This window comes from Psychrobacter sp. Rd 27.2 (genome assembly GCF_001921755.1).
GTDB lineage: Bacteria > Pseudomonadota > Gammaproteobacteria > Pseudomonadales > Moraxellaceae > Psychrobacter > Psychrobacter celer.
In genome coordinates, this window is sequence record NZ_MRYB01000147.1 from 1 (window position 1) to 343 (window position 343).

Genomic DNA, 343 nt, shown 5'->3' on the forward strand with positions numbered 1-343 from the left:
AATCCTCTACAAACTGGTGTGATGATCACCAGTAACACGGCTGTAACGAATGGCGATGGTGTAGCAACCTTTGATCTTAAGTTAGAAAATAATGACGGCGTCAACCAAGCAGTACTTGAAGCAGGAATTAAGCTTACAGCTAGTACTATTACAGCCGAAAACACTAAGTTGACACAAAACTATATTGTGGCAGTAGATACAGCAACGATTGATAATTATCAGATTATAGCGTCCTCTGATAAATCTACATTAAACACAGGAGGCGATCAGACCAATGCTACCTTCCGTGTGACCGACAGCAAAGGCGGTGTCTTAGCAGGGGTGCCTGTACAGTTAAGTATTG

At 42.3% G+C, this 343-nt stretch carries 1 protein-coding gene; it reads left to right on the top strand.

What is annotated here, in order from left to right:
* On the top strand, positions 1-343 hold a 343-nt coding region (locus tag BTV99_RS13615; RefSeq protein WP_178377990.1), incomplete at both ends, for a hypothetical protein.